Consider the following 21,080-nt stretch of genomic DNA (forward strand, 5'->3'; position numbering starts at 1 on the left):
AAAGCATTAATTATCACTAATGGATGGAATCGTTTCTTAAGAGCTGTAAGTGAAAGGTATAATAATAAAACTAACAAAAGATGGAAAAGCAAATCTAGAGTTATTGACGATAAAATTAACCATATTGGACACAAAGTATCAGCTTGGTTTTGCGATTTTTATGGAATAGCAACTAAATATTTAGAGAACTATTTATCCTATTTTATATTATTTAACCTTGATTATTGCTTTAAGTCTATGGATATGTCCTACTCCCTAGTAAAATATTTTGGATTTATAAAAACAAGTAATATTAAAAAATCAGAACTTGTCTTGTAATATATTTTTCACATCAATTTATGTTTAACTTCATATACTTCATAAAATATTAGGACCAGTTCCAGCCCACTAAAACTACTTGTTTACATTTAACTTTGTATAACTTATAAACAACATTTTTTGAAAACAGCTCTATATGCTATTAAAACAGTACTATATCACACATATCTTATATATTTTAAAACCTTAGCGTAACATAAACTTATCAATTTAAATTAGATTTCAAATTGCAAAATTGCCTTAAAAAAACATTGCCACAAAAGGCAATGCTTGAAATATATTTTTTATACAAAATAACTAGTCTCTTCTTTAGCCTTTTCATCAATAAGCTTATTATAAAAATCTGCAAGGGATACTGCTATATATGGTTCTACAATTATCATTCCTAAAGTTAATGTAAAATTAAAGAACTGTGGAAAATAGCCTTTAATAATGCATGCTGGTATTAATGCTAATAGAATCCACCCCATAAAACTAAATAATAAAGCAAATATCTCTAGCTTATGACCTTCTGTAAGTTCTTTGCTCCTTGTTATAGCTTCTTTAATTCCAATCTCAGGATTATCTACCCATATATAAAATGTCATAGAATAACTAATGGCTGCTATAAAACCTGGAATAACAAAAAGCAGTGACCAAAGTGTTATAAAAACAAACATTAATATTTTAATACCTAAAGCTTTAAAAAATTTGGTACATCCCTTTAATAGCAATGATATATCAATGAACTTCCTCCTGGATACATCTAGAACTATATTCATATATCCAAATATCAATAATGAATCAACTACAATATTTATTATATCAAAGGTTGAATTCCAGTTGTTCATTATATCAGGAATTAGGTTCCAGACAAGTCCTGTTATACTATAAAGTATTGTGATCAGTATCATCAAGTGCCACTTACCTTTTAAACTTTTCCTTGCATTCCTTTTAATTTCTTTAATACTAATATCCATTGATACATCATCCTCCCATCTTAATAAGCTCTAATACTACCTTTATATAAAATATTATTAAATATGCTTATCTATGCTTCAATCTATAAAGTTTCTATGTATTAAATTTTACATAATACTGTACAGCTATATTTCACCCTATTTTATAAACTCAAACTTTATAAGTTATATTACCGACTCGCAATTGTAATTATTGCCATATTATTATAAAAATATAGCTAATTAATACATAAAAAAGAATATTATAATAATAAATTAATTTAAAATAAAAATATGGCATTATTCTAACAATGAGAATAATGCCATATTTTTATGACTTTTATTTTTGCTACAAATGGGCAACACCTAAATAACAAATAAAATATCTTATTTTAAAATTCATTGTAATATTTCTATTACTTTTCTTCTAATAGAATATTCTTATCTTTATCAACTGTACATACATAAGTCTTTGTTTCGTATAATGAGCTTTCATCCCAAGGTCTTAAATACTTAAAAGTAATTTCAGTTGTACCTGCCTTTAATCCTGAGAACTTCCAAGTAAATGTTCCTCCTGCTCCACATACTTCTGGATCAGTATTTTCAGAGATAAAATCCTTTGAATCAAGCTTTACAATACTATTATCACCAATAGTGTATTCCCAAGTATAGCCTGTTGTTGGATTTCCATAAAGACTGACTTCTGCCTGCTTTTGCTTCTTTGCTTCATCTATATATGGCTCAGCAGATATGAGCTCACCTGATGGTTTAAACTTGTACAATTTACTACCAGTAACCATTGCACCATCTTGTCCTAGAAGATAAGTCTTTCCATCATCATTTAACCAACCAGTTACCATAGATCCACTACCATCAAGATAGTACCACTTGTCTTTATAATTTATCCATCCAGTCTTCATATCGCCATTCTTATCAAGGTAATACCATTTGCCTCCATCATTTAGCCATCCTATATCCATGTAGCCATTTTTATTAAAATGATACCACTTTCCATTAATATTGTCCCATCCAACAGACCATAAACTTCCCTTAGTATACCACCATCCAGTTGAGTTTTGTCTCCATTCTGCATGAGCCTTTATTGGATTTAATCCTACTGCTGATACAATTACTAATGAAGATAATAATACCTTTGTTAATAATCCTTTTTTCATCTTCCTATCTCCCAATCAATACTATTGTCTGTTCCTATAATTAAGAACAAGCAATATAATTTATCTCTTTAATTTTATCTTACACCCTTATATTACGTTTTGCAAATTCATCTATTCTCCCCTGCATTTCATAACTTTACATTTAATTTTTAATTGAGAACTTAATATTTTCCCACATTAAAATAAAAAGTCACAGTCTTTTTTCAAAATACTGCAACTTTTCAATCTAAACATTTATATTAGTGAACTACTCCAACTTAAAGAAAAATGGGAATTCTCTATTTTGAAGTTTAAATTTACATATGACCTATAGCATCACCTTCTGGATCATGGCAGCATACACCAACTCTCAGGTTCATTTATAGTAAACTTGTCACTTTAAAGTTGCATTAGTTAACAAAATAATCACCTAACTAATAAAAGAAACATTGATAATGTTTCTTTTATTAATGCTCCTTGCATGTCCAATTATCAACCACTAATTTTATTACAGCAATTTCTTTAACCATTTCTTCAGTAAATACCCACTCCTGCTTTTTGCTATAATGCATCATAATACTGTTTAACCCAATGATTTTCTCAGTAATATCTTCAACTAATGACACTTCTCCCTTGCCTATAATACTTGCATATAAATATGAATAGCCACATGCTGTATCATGTTTTACAAGCTGATGTTTTGTATCCATTTCAAATCCAATATGCTTTTGAGATTTAATTAAGTTGATTTTCTTGCCTTCTTTTGCACCATGAAAATATAAAATAAGCTTTCCATCATCTTCTTTAATTCCAAAGTTCAATGGAAGTATATATACTCCATCTTCATCTATAAAACCTAATCTGCAGCAGTCACACTTCTGCATGATTTTTATCATTTTATTATAATCAGTTATTTCTCTGTCTTTTCTTCTCATATTACCTCCCAATAAAATACTATAGCAAAAATTCTTTTTACTACTCATAATTACCAGAACATTTTATCTTTCATTTTGCTAATAATATAACCTTACTACCCCTTATTTTTATGCACATTTTACCTGTTTTTAAGTATTAATCGTCTTCAAATTCCTTGTATAATTATTACTCTTAGAATTTGTATAAGATTTCCTTATATGACTCATACTTTTTAAATTATATATTATCATTACACAAGCTTCAAGGGAATCCTTCTACTTTTCTTTCAACCTATACTATAAAATAGAATAATGCTCATAATAAAAAAGCATTAAAAGAAATTTCTATAGTTTCTTTTAATGCTTTTTTATTATTCTACTTGTCTTTAATACTTGAAATATATAGTAGTCCTCCTAAAAGAACTCCTCCACCTATTATATTTCCAACTACAACCCAGATCATATTATGTAAAACACCTGCTGCTGGAAGGCTTCCTGTTGCAAAATATGCAACTGAGAATGTTGCCATATTAGCAATACAGTGTTCAAAACCTGCTACTACAAATGTGAAAACACATAAGAACATAAGAATTATCTTTGCTGTTTCACTTTTAAGTCTTACACCACTATATACAGCAAGACAAACACTAAAGTTACATAATATTCCTCTAAAAACTAGCTGTATTGCTGATAAGCTTACTTTTGTATGAACTACAGGTTCAACATAAGATTTTACAATATCCATGCTAGCACCACTAGCTACAAAAATATAGGCAAATATAAAAATACCAATAAAGTTTCCTATAAATGAATAAATCCATATTTTAGCTGTAGACCCTATGCTTACTTTCTTTTTAATTATTCCAATAAACATTACTAAATTATTACCTGTAAAAAGTTCTCCACCTAATAATACAACAGCTATTATTGCAAAACTAAATAATGCAGCTCCTGATATTCTAGCTGCTTCTGGGAAGTTTTTCGAAAGAATAGCTCCCACTACATTTGAAAGAACAGTAGCAAACAATATAAATACTCCTGCCATTATAGCTCGTGCAAAGTACTTCACTAAACTTCCATTAGCAATCTCTACTTTACTCACTGCCGAATTTGCCATACTTTCAATATCACTATCGTACATTTTTACACCTCTTCATCTTTTGTTTGTAATCCTTGCATATTATACATTATCAATCATAATTTGTATATATTCTTTATTAGATATAATAAGCACTCAAAGTAAGTCCAATAATAAAATTAAAAATAATTTCCCCAATTAAATTTATTTCTGTTTATTTTAAGTTCTTAAAATTAATAAAACAGCAATAATTGATTAAGTTTTTTAAAATCAATTATTACTGTCTTTATACATTTTAATATTCAATTTCTGTTTTAAAAGCAATAACTGTATTTCCTAAAATCTGCACTGAAACAGCTTTACCATTGTCCTTTTCAACATGAACATGCATTGTTCCATCTCTTTTAATAGCTTCACCTTGAATAATATCAAAATCAATTTATCTTAAGCAATATTATAGTTACTTAATATTAATCTTATAAACTCTGGAATCTTCACCGTGCGTATCCTTCATGATTTTATAGAATGTATATCCATATTTCTCATACAATCCAGTTTCACCAGTTGAAATATAAATCTGCTTAGCTCCATAATTTTTAGCTGTTTTATATCCATGCTCCAAAAGAATTCCTGCATACCTATTCCCTCTATACTGTGGAAAAGTATATACAAATCCTATCCATGGAGTAAGTCCACTATCTCTTATGTCATCCTCTTCTGCCAATGTACAGAAAGATACAAGTTCTTTATCATTTGTAAGTAAAATATTAATAAAAGACATTAAAAGAAATATGTTAATTTCCCTTAATGCCTTTTGTTTTAATTATATTAATTATCTTTAATGCTAGATATGTGTATTAGTCCTCCTAAAAGAACTCCACCACCTATAATATTTCCAATAACAACCCATAAAAGATTATTTAAAACTCCTGCTACTGGAATACTTCCTGAAGCAAAATATGATATTGAAAATACAGCTAAATTAGCAATACTATGTTCGAATCCTGCAACTACAAATGTAAAAACGCACAAAAACATAAGTACCATTTTTCCAACTTCACTCTTAAGTCTTATACCACTATATACAGCAAGGCATACACTGAAGTTACATAAGATTCCTCTAAAAATCAACTGCATTACTGATAGGTTTACTTTTGCAGAAACTACAGGTTCTACATAAGATTTTATAAGATCAAAGCTTGCACCACTTGCTACAAAAAGATAAGCAAATACAAATATGCCAACAAAGTTTCCTAAAAATGAATAAATCCATATTTTCATTGTAGCTTGTAAACTTACTTTCTTTTTGATTAACCCTATAATCATAACTAAATTATTACCAGTAAATAGTTCTCCACCAAAGAATACAACTGCTATTATTGCAAAACTAAATAATGCTGCTCCTGATATTTTAGCAGCTTCAGGAAAGTTTTCAGAAAGAACTGCTCCCACTACATTTGAAAGAATTGTAGCTAGTAATATAAATATTCCAGCCATCATAGCTCGTCCAAAATATTTAATAAAACTTGAATCAGCTATATTAAGCTTGCTTTCCGATGAACTTGCTAATTTTTCAACGTCACTATAATACATTTTTACACCTCTCAATTATTAATAATCACTTATTCCCTCAAAATTATACATTATTTCTATATTTTTGTATATATTATAGTTGCATTTCTCTTAAACAAATGTTATATCCTATCAAACACTAACCATAACATTAATAGTTAATTAAAACTTTTTCCACTCATGCTTTAAAAGTGCATATTGATATGTATTTTCTTATTTAGGCGTACCATCTAGATTATTTGTATAAAATTAAATCTATACATGATTATATAAACAAAAACTCTCTCTATAGAAACAGTCTTAACTATCATCTATAAAGAGAGTTATAAATTTAATATATTAATTACTATATATATTAGTTATCTAAATCCTATACCTAATTAGTATGCTTCTTTCTAATTTCGATTCCAACACCTAATACTACTAAAATAGCACCAAGAACAACCAATACTTTTGTATCAATCATTGAACCTGCTTGAGGAAGCCTTGATTTACTTTGTGATGTTTTTTCAGATTTATTAGGTTTATCAGTATTAGACTGTGAATTACTAATTGTACTACCATTTGGATTGTTATTTCCTGGATTAATTATTGGTATATTAGTATTAGGATTTGTCTGCCCATTATTTATAGATGGATTATCACTTGGATTTTCTGGATTTGTTTCATCAGGCTGTTTGTTTGAATTATCGTCATCATCATCATCATCTGAATTATTATGATGGTGGTGATGACCGCCAGATGAAGAACCTCCGCCATTATCTTCTTTATTATTAAGGCATACAGGAATTTCACTTGTATAATCACTCATAGTTCCATCCTCATTTATTTCAGCATAAGTCACATTTCCATCTACATCTATATTACAGCAGTAAATAGTACTATTTAACGAATACCCATTTGGTGCTTTAGTCTCCTTTAAATAATATTTTGTATTCTTAGCCAAATAATTTACCTTGAAAATAACAATATATTTAGAGCCATCCCATAAAGCTTCTTTGTTTAATGATACTGCTGATGAAGTTGTACACTCTGGATCAGTATATAACGTAAATTCAGCTCCACTTCCTTCATTCACATTGACTCCAGTCTTATTATCACTAAATGCTTTAATAAGACTTATATCTATATCCTTAACTACTATAAATTCATCAGTAAACTTAAGATTAACAGTTTCATTTTCTGATGAAATAGTAACCTCCTGGTCAACAGCAGTTTCATATCCTTCAGGAGCCTTTATTTCTCTTACAATATAATCTCCATACTTAACCTTCTTAAATGTAACCTTACCATCATCATCAGTAGTTGATTCACTGTCAGTATAATCCATAATCTTATTATCAGATTTTCTAATTAATTGAAATTTAGCTCCTGGAAGCTTATGCGTTTCATCATTCTTATCAACTTTAACTATATTTATAGTACCCTTTTCACCACGTGCGCCTACACCATATTCATCAAATCTTACAAATTTAGACTCTTGTGTTGTAACAGATTTTATTTCGTTGCTTTCAATAGATACTTTATTAGTATACTTTGTTTGATTAATTAATACAGGTGTTTCGAACTTAAGCAAAAATGAATCATTTGTTGGTTTTGGATAGCTTATTGTGATTTTACCTGTTGATATATCATAATCAACACTATAATCACTTTGTGGCACTGGCTCCTTATCACCAGTAATATTACCATTAGAATCCAACTTTACTTTATAAAATTCTAAAGTATCACTATCTAGCTTTAACCCTTCTGGAAGTTCATCAATTATAGTCATATTATTAAGCATTATATTATTCTGATTTACATAAACCTCCCATGTTATAAAATCATCTCCATCATTATAAGCACATTTTTTCTGTATTAAGAAATTTTTAACTTCAACTTCAGCTTCTTTAATTACAGGCTTTGAAAACTCATCTGCATTTAATTTAGCTGTGTTTTTAGCTTTAAAACTAGAATTTTCATTATACTTTTTATCACCAGATATCTTAGTCTTATATTTTATAATATATGAATCTTCACGCACATCACTTCCAAATTCATAAGTTAAAGTTCCACCCTTAGATGGATTTCCAGCTTCTGCTTCAGTATATTTTACAGTACTACTTGGAAGATTAGAATCTTTCTTACTATCTCCTTGTTGTTTATCTTCAATTGAAAATGTATCAACTACATACTCCTGACCTTCAGGTATAATATCTGTAAGTACAGCATTTGTTATAGGATTATGAGAACTATTAACAATTATAGTCCATTCGATTGTTCTATCATCTTTATTATAACTACCCTTCTTTTCAAGAACAGTAGTATTTATACTCTTAAATGCAGTAGCTGAATACCCGTCTAATTTTAATCCTTCACCTTTAAGAGTAGATGTGTTTTTAACTAAATTACTAACCAAACCATTTTTATTTCTAAACTCTTTCAAAACACTATCTTTCAATTTAGTAGTAACTATAATTACATACTCATCATCTAAAAAACCAAGATCAATATAACTCTTATTATCACCATCTATAGATAATGAATTAATTGTCTTCACTGGAGATTTATCTGGTTTGCCAAAATCCTCTGCTTTATACACATCTGCACTTTTAAATTCCTGATTATCTGAAAGCGACTCATACAATCTAGCATTTTTAATTTTTATTTTACTCAAATTCACATTTACTTTCCATACTATTAAGTCTGTAACTTTATTACCTTGACCAGATACAAGTGATTTTTTTATCATTTCCCCTATAGTACCTATTTTAACTGAAGGTGAAACAGACTCCTGCACAAATTTTTGCTCAATGTAAATTTTGGCTTTATTATCAACTATCTTCTCAGCACCAAAAGATTCAGTATAAACATCATCTTTTAATTTAGTTTTTATTGTTATTGTCTTCTTTTCTTTAATTTCTGGATAACTAATAAATATAGTAGAACCGGATATAGATACAGTTCCATCTTTTGCTGTAATATCAGCAATTTCTGGCATCTTAAAGATATCAGTATTAATTTTATCTTCTACAACTACATCTTTAAGCTCCATATTACTATTATTAATAGAAATATTCCAAATAACTTGTTTTCCATTAGCATCATACTTACCTGTCTTTTTTATATAATCATTTAATATATCAACCTTAGCTGTAGCCTTGCATAATTCTGAAGCAGTATCCTCATTATTATCCTTTAATATTGCAGCATTATTAATTGTATATGTTTCTCCAATTGAATCTACAATCTTTTGTGTAGGCTGTGTTTTAAACTTTATACAATGCTCTTCATTTTTCTTTATTTCCTCAAAGGTATATTTAAATTTACTTCCATCAAAACAATCTGTTTTATCTGGCATAGGTATATCATCTACTACCAATGAATCTGTAATAAAGCTGTTTAATTTTGGTTCTTTAAGTTCATCATACACAGTATAGTTTTTGAATATATCAGAACTATTTCCAGGATTTATTTTAACCTCCCAATTTATCGCATTTTCACTTCTAACATATTTACCTGACTTAGTTATACTTGGTTTCTTATCTTCATGTTTTAAGTTTACTGTAAATTCAAAACTTTCCTCACCTATTTTATAAACAATATTAACCTCTTCTTTATTTTCTATTATTTTCTCCTCAATCTTTCTACCAAACCAAAAATAACCTTCTACCTTTGAATTTTCAGAAACTTCTTCATTAAACACAACTTTAATTGTATTATCTGATTTGAAATATATTCTTCCTATTTTGATATTTTTATCAGTTTTCAAATCACAATCGAATTCTTTGGTGGGAGCAATTTTTGCTATTTCATCTGGAAGTTTTAGTGTAAAGCCATCTCCTTTATCAATAGAAATATCTTCAGGAACTCTAAATTTATAGCATGTATATAGAGAATTTAAAGTCGGGTCAAAATTCTCTATTTTATGATTTTTAATATATTCCTCAAATCCAGGGTTCATAGGACAGCTTTCTTCATTAATATCACTTGAAAAACTCTTATCTGATATATAGGCTCCAGTAATAAAATCACTTGCAGGTATCTCCTTGCCTTTAAAAGAAAGATTATAAGACATTACTTTATTGTTAATATAAAATTTAAGTTCATTAGTTTTATTAAATTCATCAATACTAACATTTTCTTTACTTACAGTTGTATTCACTGTAAATTCACACTTTATATCTTCCTCTGCAGATAGAGCCTTTGACTTAATAATTATTCTATTAAACTTTTTCCCATCTTTTTCTTTAATATCAATATTCATAGAATTAATAAAATCTAATGAAACCTCTTCAGTTTTTTCTTTTTCTAAAGATGCTGGATTAACTTTAACTTCAGTATTCTGCTCTAATTTAATAACACCTGAAGTTTGTTGTGATTTCTCTTGAACCTCATTACTTTCGTTATTATTTAATCTCTCTTTTGTTTCACTATTGCTAGCCTCATTATTCGTTTCATTTTTAGGTTCAATATTATTTTCTTTCTTGTCTTCAGTTTTTACTTCGTTGTTTTCAGCTTTCACTTCCTTATTTACATCTAATTCAGTTTTTACTTCTGTTGTAGAGTTTTCACTTTGATTTGATTCATCTGTATTTTTATTATCATCATTTTTTTCATTAGGTATATCTTCGTCATTATTTTCATTTACATTTTTCTCTTGCTGTTCCTTATTATCAGTAATTTCTTCAGCTGATCCTTCCTGTATATCTTTATTTTCAGGATTATCAGCGACTTTTTCTTGTTGATTTGCTAAAGTATTCAAAGGTGCTTCTAATTTTTCTATCTTCGTAGTTACTGCATTAAAAACTGTATCTCCTTCACTGACCGTATTAAATTCATCTGGAAATTCAAATGTATATTCCGTATTTTCGGTTAATTCCGTTCCTTTGGGAATTACAAAATTATATTTGATTTTAATACTATCATTCAAATTTAATTCACTAACAGTTTCATCTTTCCCATTTAACAAAGATACTTTTGTATTTTTAAGTTTATCTTCTGTACCATCTGCATACACTAATTTATTTGTGAAATTCAGCCCAAATAATTGAAAAAGCAATGAAATACTCATAAAATGAACTAAGCTTTTCTCAAATAAATTTCTACTCTTTCGTTTACCCTTATAAACCTTGTACATAAATCTCCCTCCTTAATTTGTTAATTGTAAATTTTTGGTATGTGTATAGTTGATTGAAATATAAATAAAAAGCTAAATTTTCTGCTATTTACAAATTTCAATCAATTTAATATATGCTTTTTCTTCACTTAATAAAACCAAAATTATGTAAAATTAATTTTCTACTAAATAAATATTTAAAATTTAAAGCAAAAATAAAAAGCTTTCAGTTCTTCTATCTACGAAAAACTAAAAGCTTCTTGTATTTATCAACATTCTAATTCACCTTTTATTATAAGTCTATGAGTCCCTACCCTTAATGGTGTGCATGTAATTAATGTTATCTCTGATTCAATATTATTATCATGTTCTAATACTGAAATTTCCTCTGGTTCAACTACAAATACTTTCTTAACAATATAATTATAAGTATTATTATTATAGCTAACTATTATTTTATCTCCCTCTTTAATTTCATCTAATCTATTAAAAAATTCTCCATAAGTATAACTTCTATGACCTATAATACAACAATTTCCTTTCTGCCCTGGCATTGCAGTCTTTTCAAAATGACCTACTGTATACTTTAAAGTTTCTTTATCAGTTCCTTGCCCAATAGGTGCTGTAAGATTAATTTTAGGAATTTCAATTATACCTATTACATTTTCTTTTCTAATATCCAAGTTTTCTTTTTCATCTAAACTAATTTCAACACAATCATCTTCATTTACACTCGTATAATCATTATTGACATTAATATTATTTTCATCTTCATCCTTCTGTAAACTAACCATAGATTCTTTAAATTCATTAATTAGTTGATTCTTTTTATAATCAACTCTAAATTTTATAAATAATGAACCTAATATTATTGATACACCTAATATAATTAAAAAAGCCCCCAAATGTTTTTTCATTTAATATGACACCACCATTTGAATTATTTACCAAATTAATTATATCACTAAAATATATGAAAGACTTTTCTAATAAAAACTTTATAATTAAAAAATACTAACAATATCAGAAAAACAATTCTAATATTGTTAGTATCTATTTTACACTTTATTCACTTAAATTTATTTAATCCATTCTCCAGATGGACCTAATACATACCCATTAACAGTTGTATTTGTAAGCATTTCACCTGATTGATTTAAATAATACCATTTTCCACTGTATGGAGATTGTACCCAACCTGTTGCCATATCACCTGATTCATTCATGTAGTACCACTTGTTATTGTCTTGAACCCATCCAGTTGTCATAGCTCCTGATCCATCCATGTAATACCACTTGCCACTATATGGAGATTGCATCCAACCTGTTGCCATATCACCTGATTCATTCATGTAGTACCACTTATTATTATCTTGAACCCAGTCATTTTTAACTGGTTTACCATCCTTATAATATGACCATGAATTATTATTGCCTTGGCTCCATCCTGAATCTTTAATTCCGGCATTATTATTATTGTCTAAATCATCTTTATTTTCTGAGTTTACAGTATTATTGGATTCATTGCTTGCGTCATTTCCTGAATTACTGCTTGAATTACTACCTGAACCAGAACTGCTACCACTTGAATGATGATGTCCAGAACCACCACTTGAATTACTTCCTGATTTAACCCAGTTTTCACCGTCAAGACTTGTATATATATCTGCATCCTTTATCATCCCATTGAATCCACCTGATGCTATATATTCTAAAGATGTTATATTTCTAACTTTATCAAAGGATACAGTATAGAATTTATCAGGATCTGTATAGTTAAATTTCGTATGCCATCCTGTATTATAATTACCATCTATAAAATTAGTTGCAGCATGATCTGAATCATCCTGTTGAGTTGAGTATCCTTCTAGTTTAACATTGTTTAATTGTACATAAGTCTTTTCAGGTGTATTTGTATCTTCTGTAAAAGTATAATCTACACTATTTCCTTGAAGATAATGTCCATAAGCCTTGTATCTAAGCTTTACCGTCTTATCTCCTGTAAATCTTATACCATTTTCAAGACCACCTACATAATCACACCATGTATTACCACCATCTAATGAAAATTCTAAGTTATCTATATCACCAATTAATAAATTTTCTAAATCATTTTTATATACAGTTGATTCTGTAATAGGCTTACTATCTAATATATCTATAGTAAATATATCATCTATACCAACTAAGCCTACTTTTATATCATTAGTTGAATTAATAGATATTTAAGAACTCAACCATTGCTTGAGGATAATATGTGTATGTATCAATTATTCCTTTACTTAAATTAAAATAATCTGTACTTGTAGTACTACTGTCTGCTTTATATGTATTAATTAAGCCTTCCATAGAATCCACATTAATTTTTTGATAATCTAAAGCTTTTAAGTATGCTTCTCTTTTAGTAGAATTATCACTATAAGCATCAGCTAAAATATTTAATTCAGTAGCCTTAATATAATTATCATAATCATTTACTGCATCAGTTGCTAAAACTGCATAACTTGCAGAATGCCACTCACTCCAATTTTTATTTCCCCAGCCTAGCAATCTTTCATAGTATTCATTACCTGACTGTGACCATCCATAAATATTGTTTTGAATAATATATTCATATCTATTATTTTGCTTATTCCACGCATATGTAATTGTATGCACTCAGATAATTATTCCCTTTACTCTTTTGTTCTAAAGCATAATCTGCAAGCCACATAATCTCATCATCATGCATTCTGTTACCCATAACCCATCTCATTAATGGTACTGGTAATGCTTTAAACTGAGCAGAACTCCATTTTCCATCTCCATCAGTCTGACCGCCTTCATCCATTTTACCTGAAGATATTAGCTCCTTGTATATCTCATACCTCTTTACAGAATCTCTATCTTTAGGAGTTCCAACCCAGAATCTAGTTTAAATTATATTTAATTTCCGTTTATTATAGTTTTTCTATTTTAATATAATACATAATTGTTATGTTGTGAATAACTTTACTTATATATATCTATATTTAAAAAATTGTTCAAATCTATATAAATACCATTGCCACAAATGACAACGGTGTGTAAGAATATTTTATAAATCTGCTATCAATTCCTTTAATTCATCCTTTGTTTTTTCATAACTACTAAGGTCTATTTCATGCAAAGCTATCCTTTTATCATTAAAAGTATTATTTAACTTCCATATGGAGTGATCATTTTCTTTACTCATTTTAGGATATAGTAAAATACATTTTTCACAAGTTTCATAAGTAGTAATATAAGCATACATTTGATATATATCACTTTGCTTATATGTTTCCATGTTATTTACCATTGATGCTTTCCATTTTGTATCTATTATCATCTTTACAGATGATTCCTTATAAATAACTATATCAGGCTTTAATGCTATTTCATGTTTATTTTTCTTTGTATTAAATAGAAGATACTTGTTTTTTTCCTGAGCACTCAAAGAAATCCTTTCATCATCTATTACTTCTTTAAGCACAATTCCTATATATTCTTCATACAAATAATTAATCTCAAATAATATTGAAAAACCAGTATCAGCACCCATTGATTTATCCATAGTTGAATTTTTCAATATAAGCTTAGCAATAGATAAAACTTCTGAAAACCGCTCACTTTTTCTATTTAAACTATAGCTATCCAATATGTCATCTGAAATATATATATCATCAGTTTCCACCATCATTTTTCTGATAATATTAAGTTCACTTTTTACATAATCATCATCAACACAATCATATAAAATACAAACTGCTCTTTTTAAAATTGCATTAAGCATATTATTGCATGTAAATTCATCATATCTGCAGTACACTTTTGTTTTATTAAAAGGATTCTTTTTTATATTTTCTGTAATCATAATTTTACCCTTTATTCTATTTAATAGTTCCTCTTCAGATTTATATTCGTAATGCATACCCCTTTGAATTTCTTTTTTAAGCCTTGTAACATAAATTTTAGCCAGTATATTAATAAGGTGTTGCTTAATTATATTACTCTCTATCATATTCCTAATATCAACATTAATTTTTCTGCATTTAGATAGCATAAACAATAATGCTTTTCTATCTTCAGCAGCATCTGTACTTAATGATATTTTAGGCAGAATCTCTATTACAATGTTATCAATATGTATTATTCCAACATAATTAATGAATTTCAATCTGTTATAATCATATAAAACAGAAACTTTAGGTAAATTCTTTTTCAAGTAAATACACAATTTATCATATTCACTCTTATTTAACTCATTACTCTCATTTCCTATACAAATCCAATCAAACGCTTCTCGTAATATGATATACTTATTATTCATATATATTTTTAATCTCCTCTATTCCAAAGTTACTCTTAACTTTGAAATATGTTTTTGTTCCTAAATCTGATATATTAGAAAATCCCTTAAATAAAGATGTTGCGGATTTTTCTTCCTTATAGATAATATATTTGTCTTTTGAAGATGTACCTATTCCCCCTAAAACCATACCTACTTTTTCATTATCATTATAAAAATACTCCTGTAATAAAGGCACAAGCTTTTTAGTTATTATATCAATAACGTCAAATGACGTTTTAGCATTTGCAAAATATGCATGACCTATTAAATGATCTCTATCACATAAAAATTCAACTCTGTCATTTATAACAGTCAAAAGTTTGTCTAGCTCAATTCCATCTACTTCATCTAGTATTTCAGGGTCAGGCATAATTTCATCAAAAGAAAATCTTCTTCTTAGTGCAGAATCAATTAGTGCAATTGATTTATCTGATGTATTCATAGTTCCTATTATATAGAGATTATTAGGAAGACAGAACATTTCCTTTGTATATGGTAAAAAGACATTTGTCTGATTAGTTGTTCCTATTCTTTTATCTTCTTCTAAAAGAGTTATAAGTTCACCAAATATCTTTGATATATTTCCTCTGTTAATTTCATCAATTATAAGTACATACTTACTTGCTTCCTTAAAGGCTTTTTCTTTATTCATATACTTCATTACTTTTTCTTTTTTCTCTTCATATGTTTGCTCACCATTTTTATATTCATCTTTTAAAGCTTCATAAGCTGCACTATATGCAATTCTTTTTAAAATTCCATCTTCAGTTACAAAATTGCCATTACCATCAGACTTTAAACCTTCAACAAACTCCTCATATCCATAACTTTGATGAAAAGTACAAAATTGAATCTGACCTCTATCTCCATAATTTTTATATCTCTTTAAAATCTCTTCTCTATTATTTGTATCACTTATTTCTGAATATCCTTCAGGATCAACTATTCCTAATGCCTTATTTATAACATTATAAGTTTTTCCTGTTCCTGGAGGCCCATATAAGATTATGTTTTTTAAATCTTCATTTAAATCATCATTTTCATTTATCAACTTTGTTTTTTCATTTTCTTGATTTAAAATAATATTAAGTATATCCTTATTTTTTATTGGTGTTATTGTCTTTAAATAATTAATACCTCTAATTATTTTCTTATCTTTAGAAATCCACTCAACAGGTAATGTATGAATTAATTCTTCATCATACTCATATCCTAATTCAGCATCTTCAGTTACTCTTGCCATTGCTGAAACTTCAAATACAGTTGTTTTTTTATCTGTTCCTTCAGTATATGAACTTTTTAAAATCACTATATCATCCTTTTTTATGTCACTAAAATAGCATAAGGATTTTATAGAATTTTTATCACAATTATTACTTTCCATATATAATTTAAGTTCTTGTTTGTCTCCAATAACATCACTTAAATCTTCATCAAAATATCCAATTGATATTTTATTCTTTTTAAGTAACATATCTAACACATCTAGATTTCTATCATAATTATGTCCTAATGCCCAGTATACTGGCTTTCTCTCCTGCATGTTTTCCCATATAAAATTAGAAAGCTTCGCATTGCTCCATCCCTTAAACTCTGGCATACTTAATAACTTTTTCTTTGTTAAATAATTAATCTCAATAATGTTTTCTGGAATAGCTTCTACATGTAGTTTAAGAGTTTCAACTAATGGTATTAAGACTTTTGAAGAATATATATCAATAAACTTTTCAGGTACATATATAGATAATATTTTCAAAAGAACCATATTCCATATTGGTATATCCAAGCCTCTAATTTCACTTATTTTCTCATCCTTAGCCAATTTAATTGCCTTAGCAATTTTAGAAATAAGCTCCCTATATTGAAATGAAAGTTCCTCACCTGAAATATATCTCTTTTTATTTCCATAGCCAACACAATACTCCCCTGTTTTATCCATATAAATATAAAATTTAGATGAATTACCTCCGCCTATTCCTCCACCAATACCCTTCTTTCTTTCAAGCCAATATACAAAAGTATCATGGTATTTATTAGGATAATTATCTTTCTGAAGTACATATTCCTCTATAGGAAGATTCATCAATCTTGTAATAGGAAATCTATTAGTAAAATTCTTTTTTTGTTGATTAAACTCACTAAAAAATGTATTATTTTCTTTATACTCTACCGCCTTACTTAACAAATGATTTAGTTCCATAATAACCCTCCAATCAATAATTTTTTATATTATTTTACTATATCATCATAACATTTACTAATTAATTATATATCTGTAATTTAGATCTTTAAAAATATCAATCAGTTCAATTTTATGAATCAATCTATATTTTTTATTAAATATATTGCTAATTACCTTAATTTTAAACTATAACAAAATAACTATCTTTCTTATGGAAATATACTATTTCTATAAGCAGAGAGCCAAAAACTTGTTTTTGTGCGAATCGCTTATATTCCTATGACGTCAGTCATAGGAATTTCCTCTTTTCTTGAATAGTATGAATTATAGCTAAATTATTAATATCCACCAAACCACCACTTTGTTGTACTTTACTTTACATAATAATTATTATATGAACTATAAAAATTATTATAATACTGAAATTACTACTTAAATTAAATATATTCTACTGTATAAAAAATTCGTTATGTAATCTATTATTAAATAATTATGATTTACAATCAAAAAGAAACTGGAATGCTTAAAACTATCACTGCTCTAAGTATTCCAGTTGTTTCTTATATTTCTTTTTTTAAATTTTTAACATTGATCCATATACTTATTTATTATTTCTCTTCTTATAGAAAACAATAAGAATTAAAACTAGCAATAAAATAAGCATTAATTTAATAATATAAATAATTATATTATTTGTATTTTTAGCTTGAGATAACACCTCTTCAGAATTATAGTTATCTTTAACCTCTTCTTTTTCAAGCTCATCAGGCTCATTTGAGCTATTCTGTTCGTCTACTTTATCCCATTCATTTGGTTTATTTGAATCATCAGGTTTATTAACTTTATTTAATTCATTTGCCTTACTTGAACCATCAACTTTAATAGGCTTATTTAACTTAATTGAAGCATAAGGTTTATTAGTTTTATCTAGTTTACCTGACTCACTTGAACCATATGATTTATCAATTCTATTTGATTCACTTGGCTTATTTGAATTATTAGGTTTATCAACTCTATCTGGTTCATTTGGATTGCTTGAATCATTAGGTTTGTCAGTTTTATTTAGCTCATTTGGATTGCTAGAGCTATCTGGTTTACTACTTCCACTAGATCCATTGGATTCATTTGGACCTAAATTACCTGGAATATTATTCTCTGGTATTTTTTCTTTATCATTAACTATATCAACTTCTGAATCTTTATCTAAGCTTCCTACTGCTGATTTTGTTACATTATTATATGTGGTTGTATAACCATCTTGATTTTGTTCTTTTTCAACAACTGTATAAGTGTAGCCTCGTGGTAAATTTTTAATAATAATCTGTTGTCCATGAGAAAGTTCAATTTGAGCTTTTCCATTTACGAATGTTAACTCCCCATTTTCAGGTGCTGTACTCTCATTTTCATAGCCTTTTTTAACACTTCCTAAATACTTATAAGTACCATTTAACTTTGCCCCTTTATTACTCTCTATATTAATCTCAAAGGTAAACTTTTTAGTTTTATCTCCTGCTTCTCCTGTAATTACTTTACTAATAATTAAATCAGCTTTATTTGCAGTTGGATGATTATTAGGTTTACCATTTGAAGCATTCCCTGGTTGATTTCCTGGATTATCACTTGGGGTATTGCTTGGCTTATCATCTGGAATATCCCCAGGTTGACCTTCTGGATTATCACTTGGGGTATTGTTTGGCTTATCACCTGGAATATCCCCAGGTTGACCTTCTGGATTATCACTTGGGGTATTGTTTGGCTTATCATCTGGAATATCCCCAGGTTGACCTTCTGGATTATCACTTGGGGTATTGTTTGGCTTATCATCTGGAACATCCTCCGGCTGATTTCCTGGACTATCACTTGGTACATCATCAGAATTAATATGAGTTTCTAATGAAAAATCTTCATTTCCTACAACTTCTCCTACCATGTTTTCAAATTTATTTCCATCCACTTTAGTATCCGTAACTGGTGTATATTTTCTTAGTTCTTTTAACCAATTAAAATCTGCTTCTATTTCTAAAACTTCATTACTTTCAGGTTGCTTGTCTGAAATCAATTCAAATTCACTATTACCAAAAACCTGAGATAAATTTTTAGACACTATAGTAATTCCTTCTGGGAGAGTAAGCTTATAAACCCCATTATATCCAGCTGGTTCTTCTATCATAAGCTTTCCACTATGCCACATGCCATCACTAGGATTGTAATCAAACGTTAAATTCCCTTCTAATCTTATTTTACTAACATCAGGTTTATATTCTAATAGCTCACTTTCCATATTTGAATCTTCATATAAAACTTTTGCAAGTTGATAATTCGCAAAGACTGATTGAGTTAAATTATTATTAGGAATATTATATTCATTTAATAATATCCAAATTGCACATTGTGTTGATAAATACGCTTGTTCTTTAGTCAGATAGTATGAATCTTCATAAATTATTGAAAATATCTCTAATGGTGTTTCAGCCATTTCTAATACCATACAGTATGCAGCTTTGTAAAATGGCATAGAACATATCTCATCAGCTGTTAACCCATTAGATGTCTCTTTATTTGATAATTTTAGCTTAAGAACTTCGTTTATAAATGATGAGAGAACACTTAAATGCTTCTCATTCTTATTCAACCAATCATTATATGAAAAATCATAATCAGCTAATTCAGGAAAAGCATCTTTTAATACTGGTAATGGAATTAACATATCATTAAACTCTTCTACTGTTGGGATATGTCTTTCTGAATCTTCTACAATTTTAAATAATTTCTCCCCATTATATGGGTAGCCCTCATATAGTATTTTACGTAGCCTTTTACTACATTCCTTATAATCATCTTCAGATTTAAAATCGCTTGGATTCAAAATGCTATCTTTATAATAAGGAGCATCATTTCCATTAGGCGATCTTAATTCATTATTCATACCATAAACAATCAGATTACTATCAGAATCTTCTTTATCTTCAACGTAATGAATTCCATTTGCATAACACACTTTTATTGCTCCTGGTGAAGTTGTATCTTGTACTAATTCTGCAATATTTTCACCTGAATAATTGTTAATTTCACTATTATCATTATCTTTAACACTAATAATTTTTCTTGAAGCTTCATACTCTTCAGAAAAATCCGAGGAAACTGCTTTATAATTTACTATGTACGTTGTTCCAGTACTGCCAATCAAAAGAGTATCTGAATTGTCATTCTGGTCAATTTTCTTATTATCACATAGTATACTTGCTACTGATACTCGTAATTTCTCTCCTTTTTCATTTTGTGCATATACACCTTTTAGTAAATCAAATGTTGTATGTTCTGCTACTTCTACATTATCTACACCAATAAAAATATTACTCTGTGCATAGACTGGAGGAGTAGTAAAACTGACAATCAAAAAAATTAAAAGCATAATGCTCACAAACTTTTTTTTAAATTTTCCTTTTTTCACTTGTCTATTCCTTTCATGCGC

Annotated in this window: 14 protein-coding genes and 1 pseudogene; 1 reads left to right on the forward strand and 14 read right to left on the reverse strand. The window is 28.1% G+C overall.

The window, feature by feature from the left end; genetic code table 11:
- A pseudogene (locus tag HF850_RS02670) lies at positions 1-318 on the forward strand (hypothetical protein); the annotation flags it as partial.
- Positions 319-602: 284 nt separating this feature from the next.
- Here HF850_RS02670 and HF850_RS02675 read toward each other — a convergent pair.
- The 14 genes from HF850_RS02675 to HF850_RS02745 all read right to left on the reverse strand — a co-directional run bounded on the left by HF850_RS02675 (position 603) and on the right by HF850_RS02745 (position 21,059).
- Complete coding sequence (locus tag HF850_RS02675; RefSeq protein WP_169103944.1) at positions 603-1,277, reverse strand: DUF975 family protein; 675 nt, start codon at positions 1,275-1,277, stop codon at positions 603-605.
- Between the two features lie 395 nt (positions 1,278-1,672).
- The gene (locus HF850_RS15970) at positions 1,673-2,431 is read right to left on the reverse strand and encodes a protease inhibitor I42 family protein (protein ID WP_169103945.1); all 759 of its coding nucleotides are present in this window, start codon (positions 2,429-2,431) and stop codon (positions 1,673-1,675) included.
- A 446-nt stretch (positions 2,432-2,877) separates the two neighbouring features.
- Positions 2,878-3,345, reverse strand: coding sequence for a pyridoxamine 5'-phosphate oxidase family protein (locus HF850_RS02685; protein WP_169103946.1), 468 nt, complete (start codon positions 3,343-3,345; stop codon positions 2,878-2,880).
- Between the two features lie 355 nt (positions 3,346-3,700).
- A complete protein-coding gene (locus HF850_RS02690; RefSeq protein WP_169103947.1) occupies positions 3,701-4,465 on the reverse strand; it encodes a formate/nitrite transporter family protein in 765 nt (254 codons plus the stop codon).
- A gap of 397 nt (positions 4,466-4,862) precedes the next feature.
- Positions 4,863-5,183: a GNAT family N-acetyltransferase gene (locus HF850_RS02700; protein WP_169103948.1), complete on the reverse strand. Its 321-nt coding sequence runs from the start codon at positions 5,181-5,183 to the stop codon at positions 4,863-4,865.
- 47 nt (positions 5,184-5,230) lie between these two features.
- A complete protein-coding gene (locus tag HF850_RS02705; RefSeq protein ID WP_169103949.1) occupies positions 5,231-5,995 on the reverse strand; it encodes a formate/nitrite transporter family protein in 765 nt (254 codons plus the stop codon).
- Positions 5,996-6,350: 355 nt separating this feature from the next.
- Positions 6,351-11,096, reverse strand: coding sequence for a collagen binding domain-containing protein (locus tag HF850_RS02710; RefSeq protein WP_169103950.1), 4,746 nt, complete (start codon positions 11,094-11,096; stop codon positions 6,351-6,353).
- 248 nt (positions 11,097-11,344) lie between these two features.
- Positions 11,345-11,992, reverse strand: a complete 648-nt coding sequence (locus tag HF850_RS02715; RefSeq protein ID WP_169103951.1) for a class D sortase — start codon at positions 11,990-11,992, stop codon at positions 11,345-11,347.
- Between the two features lie 162 nt (positions 11,993-12,154).
- Entirely contained in the window at positions 12,155-13,300 is a 1,146-nt protein-coding gene (locus tag HF850_RS16085) for a discoidin domain-containing protein (RefSeq protein ID WP_347564392.1), read from the reverse strand.
- The gene (locus HF850_RS02725; RefSeq protein WP_169103953.1) at positions 13,290-13,733 is read right to left on the reverse strand and encodes a hypothetical protein; all 444 of its coding nucleotides are present in this window, start codon (positions 13,731-13,733) and stop codon (positions 13,290-13,292) included. The genes HF850_RS16085 and HF850_RS02725 overlap by 11 nt, the downstream gene beginning before the upstream one ends.
- Positions 13,705-13,905, reverse strand: a complete 201-nt coding sequence (locus HF850_RS02730) for a hypothetical protein (protein WP_169103954.1) — start codon at positions 13,903-13,905, stop codon at positions 13,705-13,707. Before HF850_RS02730 ends, HF850_RS02725 begins: the two co-directional genes overlap by 29 nt.
- Before the next feature lie 246 nt (positions 13,906-14,151).
- Complete coding sequence (locus tag HF850_RS02735; protein ID WP_169103955.1) at positions 14,152-15,405, reverse strand: hypothetical protein; 1,254 nt, start codon at positions 15,403-15,405, stop codon at positions 14,152-14,154.
- Positions 15,398-17,626: an AAA family ATPase gene (locus tag HF850_RS02740; protein ID WP_169103956.1), complete on the reverse strand. Its 2,229-nt coding sequence runs from the start codon at positions 17,624-17,626 to the stop codon at positions 15,398-15,400. The genes HF850_RS02735 and HF850_RS02740 overlap by 8 nt, the downstream gene beginning before the upstream one ends.
- 583 nt (positions 17,627-18,209) lie before the next feature.
- Positions 18,210-21,059, reverse strand: a complete 2,850-nt coding sequence (locus HF850_RS02745; protein ID WP_206151573.1) for a DUF5979 domain-containing protein — start codon at positions 21,057-21,059, stop codon at positions 18,210-18,212.
- Positions 21,060-21,080 lie beyond the last annotated feature (21 nt).

Source organism: Clostridium sp. SM-530-WT-3G (genome assembly GCF_012843905.1).
Lineage (GTDB): Bacteria > Bacillota > Clostridia > Clostridiales > Clostridiaceae > Clostridium.

Bases quoted from the DNA above. Each gene is read 5' to 3' on its own strand.
- HF850_RS02690 (WP_169103947.1), bottom strand. From the start codon at position 4,465: ATGTACGATAGTGATATTGAAAGTATGGCAAATTCGGCAGTGAGTAAA.
- HF850_RS02735 (WP_169103955.1), bottom strand. From the start codon at position 15,405: ATGAATAATAAGTATATCATATTACGAGAAGCGTTTGATTGGATTTGT.
- HF850_RS02730 (WP_169103954.1), bottom strand. From the start codon at position 13,905: ATGGATGAAGGCGGTCAGACTGATGGAGATGGAAAATGGAGTTCTGCT.
- HF850_RS02700 (WP_169103948.1), bottom strand. From the start codon at position 5,183: ATGTCTTTTATTAATATTTTACTTACAAATGATAAAGAACTTGTATCT.
- HF850_RS02705 (WP_169103949.1), bottom strand. From the start codon at position 5,995: ATGTATTATAGTGACGTTGAAAAATTAGCAAGTTCATCGGAAAGCAAG.
- HF850_RS02675 (WP_169103944.1), bottom strand. From the start codon at position 1,277: ATGGATATTAGTATTAAAGAAATTAAAAGGAATGCAAGGAAAAGTTTA.
- HF850_RS15970 (WP_169103945.1), bottom strand. From the start codon at position 2,431: ATGAAAAAAGGATTATTAACAAAGGTATTATTATCTTCATTAGTAATT.
- HF850_RS02715 (WP_169103951.1), bottom strand. From the start codon at position 11,992: ATGAAAAAACATTTGGGGGCTTTTTTAATTATATTAGGTGTATCAATA.
- HF850_RS02685 (WP_169103946.1), bottom strand. From the start codon at position 3,345: ATGAGAAGAAAAGACAGAGAAATAACTGATTATAATAAAATGATAAAA.
- HF850_RS02740 (WP_169103956.1), bottom strand. From the start codon at position 17,626: ATGGAACTAAATCATTTGTTAAGTAAGGCGGTAGAGTATAAAGAAAAT.
- HF850_RS02710 (WP_169103950.1), bottom strand. From the start codon at position 11,096: ATGTACAAGGTTTATAAGGGTAAACGAAAGAGTAGAAATTTATTTGAG.